The sequence below is a fragment of the Spiroplasma endosymbiont of Megaselia nigra genome (assembly GCF_003987485.1).
Classification (GTDB): domain Bacteria; phylum Bacillota_I; class Bacilli_A; order Mycoplasmatales; family Mycoplasmataceae; genus Spiroplasma.
This window is the reverse complement of record NZ_RCOO01000093.1, coordinates 1-4,273: the sequence shown is the minus strand read 5'-3', so window position 1 is coordinate 4,273 and position 4,273 is coordinate 1. Positions and strand designations below refer to the sequence as shown.

At 25.4% G+C, this 4,273-nt stretch carries 5 protein-coding genes; 2 read left to right on the top strand and 3 right to left on the bottom strand.

The annotated features are described in order from the left end of the window. Positions 1 to 101: 101 nt before the first annotated feature. Both D9R21_RS04570 and D9R21_RS04565 read right to left on the bottom strand, forming a co-directional pair. Entirely contained in the window at positions 102 to 1,688 is a 1,587-nt protein-coding gene (locus D9R21_RS04570) for a lipoprotein (RefSeq protein ID WP_126821279.1), read from the bottom strand. Positions 1,689 to 1,904: 216 nt separating this feature from the next. Then, positions 1,905 to 2,456 (bottom strand): DJ-1 family glyoxalase III, encoded by a 552-nt coding sequence (locus D9R21_RS04565; RefSeq protein ID WP_126821278.1) that lies wholly within the window; start codon positions 2,454 to 2,456, stop codon positions 1,905 to 1,907. A gap of 78 nt (positions 2,457 to 2,534) precedes the next feature. Between D9R21_RS04565 and D9R21_RS04560 the strand changes: the two genes are divergently transcribed. Then, a complete protein-coding gene (locus tag D9R21_RS04560) occupies positions 2,535 to 2,954 on the top strand; it encodes a DUF192 domain-containing protein (protein ID WP_126821277.1) in 420 nt (139 codons plus the stop codon). A gap of 66 nt (positions 2,955 to 3,020) precedes the next feature. Continuing rightward, complete coding sequence (locus D9R21_RS04555; RefSeq protein WP_126821276.1) at positions 3,021 to 3,461, top strand: hypothetical protein; 441 nt, start codon at positions 3,021 to 3,023, stop codon at positions 3,459 to 3,461. A 54-nt stretch (positions 3,462 to 3,515) separates the two neighbouring features. Here D9R21_RS04555 and hpf read toward each other — a convergent pair whose 3' ends face one another. Further along, positions 3,516 to 3,893: a ribosome hibernation-promoting factor, HPF/YfiA family gene (hpf, locus tag D9R21_RS04550; RefSeq protein ID WP_158613892.1), complete on the bottom strand. Its 378-nt coding sequence runs from the start codon at positions 3,891 to 3,893 to the stop codon at positions 3,516 to 3,518. Positions 3,894 to 4,273 lie beyond the last annotated feature (380 nt).

Here is a 4,273-nt window from a genome sequence, read left to right as displayed (position 1 = left end):
AAATTTATTTTTTTTTAAAAAATGGTTGCAATTTAATAAAAATATTTTATTATTAACTTAGCAAGATATAAATTTGCCGTTTGTATCTACACAACGCCTAATTAATCTGATAACCACAAATCAAAACGAGATTGACCACTAGTTTCATAAGCAATTTTGTCATTAGTTTTTGTTGTAACTTTAAATTTAACATTTGTAAAACTTAATTTAAAGTCAACAGCATTTATAATTTGTGTTAAGTTAAGAATATTATTTTCATCAATAATTGCCCTAAAATTTTCTCACTTACCATCTTGCCCAGGAGTTTTAAATTGTAATTTAACTGTTCCGGCACTCATTGTAACATCATTACTTTTTAACTCAGTATTACTTATTCCAAAATCACGTAAAATATTAGAACCAGCATAATTCATTAATTGTGGACCTAATAAAAACTCAATTTTAGGAAGAGAACTAGTGACAATTATACTAATCCCTTGTCATGTATATGGCTGAACAAGATTTGTGTTAACAGCATCAATTCCTTTGTCACCTTTTGCAGCAAAAATATCTAAAATACTTCCAATTAATAAAGTTAGTTTTAAACTAAGTAAACTTTTTACTTTACTTTGGTTAATTTCACCAGCAAAAAGTATTACATCTAATGATAATCGATATTTACTATCCGTTTCTTTGTAATCACTTCGATAACCAGTTAAAGTATGAAATATTAAACTGTCTAAATTTGTATTAGTATTTTGATAAAAATACCCTGGTTCACCAAAAGCAACTTTAATATTTTCTTTTAAATTGGTATTAACTGGTGAGAATAAATATTGGATTAATGGCAGAACTGTATTATGTGTTGATTTAATTTTTTCTTTTCCTTCTTTAACAAATCATTGTAATAAAGCAATTAAATCAGGTGCCATATTATGTAAAAGGTCTTTAACTGTTCCTTTTCCAACAAAAGTTTTATTAAAAGAAATATCTTTATTAAGATAACCACTAATATCAAATTGTAAAGTCTTAAGATTTTCAGCAATAATATTTAATAGTGTGTCAAATTTTTCAAGAAAATCTGGTTCATTAATTTTAGTTAAATCAATCTCCATAATTTCTTTCTCTGGTAAAGACAATAAGCCAATAAAAGTATATAAATCAGCAAAAGTTATATTTACTTTTTTTACTAATAGCGGCAATGGTAAATTAATATTTTGTAATTTACTACTCATATTGTCAATTTTATTGACAGTATTTTTTAAAAGAATTAACTCATTTGTAACTCATTGAATTTTAACATTGAATTCTTCTTTATCTTTTTTTAAAATACTAACACTAGCAGTTCCATTAACAACATCTAAACCTTTTTTAGAGTCTTGTTGTTGTAAAATAGTTGACATATTAGCTTGTGCTATTTTTTCATCTGAATGATTATTATCAATAATCTTTGGTTGCACAAATGTTGCATCATTTTTAACAGCTAATTTATAACTGCCTAAATTAAGACGACTACTTAACATTGTTGCGAACTCCTCACTTGTTGCATTTGATGATGAAGCAAAAAATGGTGTTTTAACATATTGTGACAATTCGCGCTTAAGATTTTTAAGATTTGCATCTTTTTTTTTACTAGTACATGCTGTCATTAAAGCAGCATTTGACCCCACTAATGAAATAGCTCCTAAAAAGGCTAGTAACTTTTTCATTTTCTTTCCTCCTTATTGTAGTTTATTTTTAAATAAAACAAAATATAAACTAATATTTATTTAAATTATAGTTAAAAAACAGTATTGTTATTTAAATATAACAAAGTAACATATCTACCTCAAGCTAAAAAATTTATACAAAATTAATGTGCTCATTTTAGGTATGTTAATATTACTCTTTTACAATTTATTATGCAAACATTTAATATAACTAAATTAATCACGAATTACTAATTCATTTTGAAGTTTTATTACTTTTTCTGCTCCTAAAACTCGATCAGCAATTGCTAAAGCAAAATTCATTGTTGAACCAACTGAAGCCCCAGTAATAATATGACCATCAGTAATAGCAGCCATTTCATCATTATAAATTGCCTTTTCCATCCCTTCGATACATCCCGGATAACTAGTGGCTTCTTTATTGTCTAAAATTCCTAAATGTCCTAAAATTTGGGGTGCTGCACAAACTGCAGCAATTGTTTTTTGATCATTATTGGCTTTTAATAACCAATCTTTTAACATCTCATTTTTTGCAAGATTATCAACACCAATGCGACCACCTGATAAAATGAAACCATCATAATCTTCATATTTAATATCTTCAATTAATTTATCAGCCTTAATCGTAACATCATGGGATGAAACAACTTCTAATGCTTTAGTAATACTAATTAATTCTAGCTTAATGCCTCCTCGTCGTAACACATCAGTTGTAATAATTGCTTCGCCTTCTTCAAAACCTGTTGCTAAAAACAATGCAAATTTCATAAATAACACCTCCTTTCTCTTGGTAATTATAATATAATTTTATATAATTGTTAAGAAAAAAGGAAAAGGGTGTTATGCATGGGATTTTTCTCAAAAGTAGTTTATAAATTTCATCGGACAAAACATAAACAAAATAAAAAATATTATTTATTAAAAAATCGTAAAGCATTAACTGTTAATAGTATTTCACAAGACATTAATATTCATGTGATTAAAACTTTTCGGGAAAAATTCACGAGTTTAATTCAACCAAATGATATCACAATGAAAGATGGATATTTATTACGGAAAGTACGTAGTTTTAATAGTTTTGGAATTTTTTATCAACTTGATGTTATTTTTTGCAATAAAAATTTTGAAGTTATTCAAACAATTCAAAATTTTGGACCACAAAAAATTAGTCATTATTTTCCACAATGTTATTTTGTCTATTGTCTTGCTCCTGGAATGATTAATTTTTTAAATATTAAACCAAACGATATTTTACGAATTATTTAATTTATCATTAATATTTTTAAAACTAAGTTATAATATAAATAATGTTATAGTTAAGGAGGAAAAACAATGGCAAAAATGAAATATGCAACAATTAAAATTAATGTGACATTCCAAAAAGTAATGATTTGAATTTCTGGGTTATGATTATTTATCTTAGCAATCTTAAATTCTTTTCCAAACGTTAATGTTAACACAAAACTTTTTGTTCACAATAATAATGGTGATAATGGTGCAATTATTTTGATTACAGCTTTCTTATTTATCTGTGTTGCAACCTTTATTCGTCATAAAATTGCTAAATTAGTTGCCGGAATTATTTTTATTACTATTGCCATTATTGGAATGATTGGTGCAATTATTACTTCAACAAAAGAAGTTTCAACATGAGTAATTGTTGTTGGTGAATTAATTGCTCTAATTGGTGCTTTAATATGATTATTAGAAGGAATTGGAGCAATTCGTGTTAATAAAACAAACACAGCAAGTACAACAAGTAATAACAAGTAATTATTATAAAAAATGTTTAACTAAATTTAGTTAAACATTTTTTATTTATGAACATTATTCAAGATCAAGTTCTTCCTCTTCTGCAGCAATCACTTCACTATAAAATTTTCCTAATGATTGATTTTTATTATGACGGTCTTCTTGTTTGCCTTTAATTTTTCGTAATTGTTCTTCAACTTTATATAAACTTTGATCAACTGCCTTATAAAAATCACTATTGTGAACTTCTGCTTTTAAAAAATTATTTCGCCCTCTAATATCAATTGCAGTATGAATTACAATATTGTTTTCTTTCGTAAATTCAATGTCAACATGAACAAGATCATTTTCATTAACTTGTTGATATTTTAATAATTTATTAAAAGTATCAACTAAATGTTGGTTCATTGCACCGGTAATAATAATATTTTTACTACGAATTTTGTATTCCATAAATATTCGCCTCACTTCTATATCATCATTATAACAAAACAAAAGATAATTTTATGTTAAAAAAAGGTAAAATTAATAAAATTTTTAACCTTTATCATCTAATAAGAAAAAATCAATATAATCATTTGTTACTTCTTCTAATGTTATTTTTTCAATTAAAACTTTGCTAGCATTAATTTGACTAATTTTTTCATTATATTGTTTAACTAATTCAACTAATGGTGCATTATAGAGTGCACCCCAAAAAGTAAGTATTAGTAAAAAAGGTTTATAAAATTTTATTTATTATATCCTTTTCTTTGCGGCTTGAATATCATTTATTTCATTTTTTAACATCATTAATATATTCGTCATGCGATAAGTAAATATTGTTATGAATT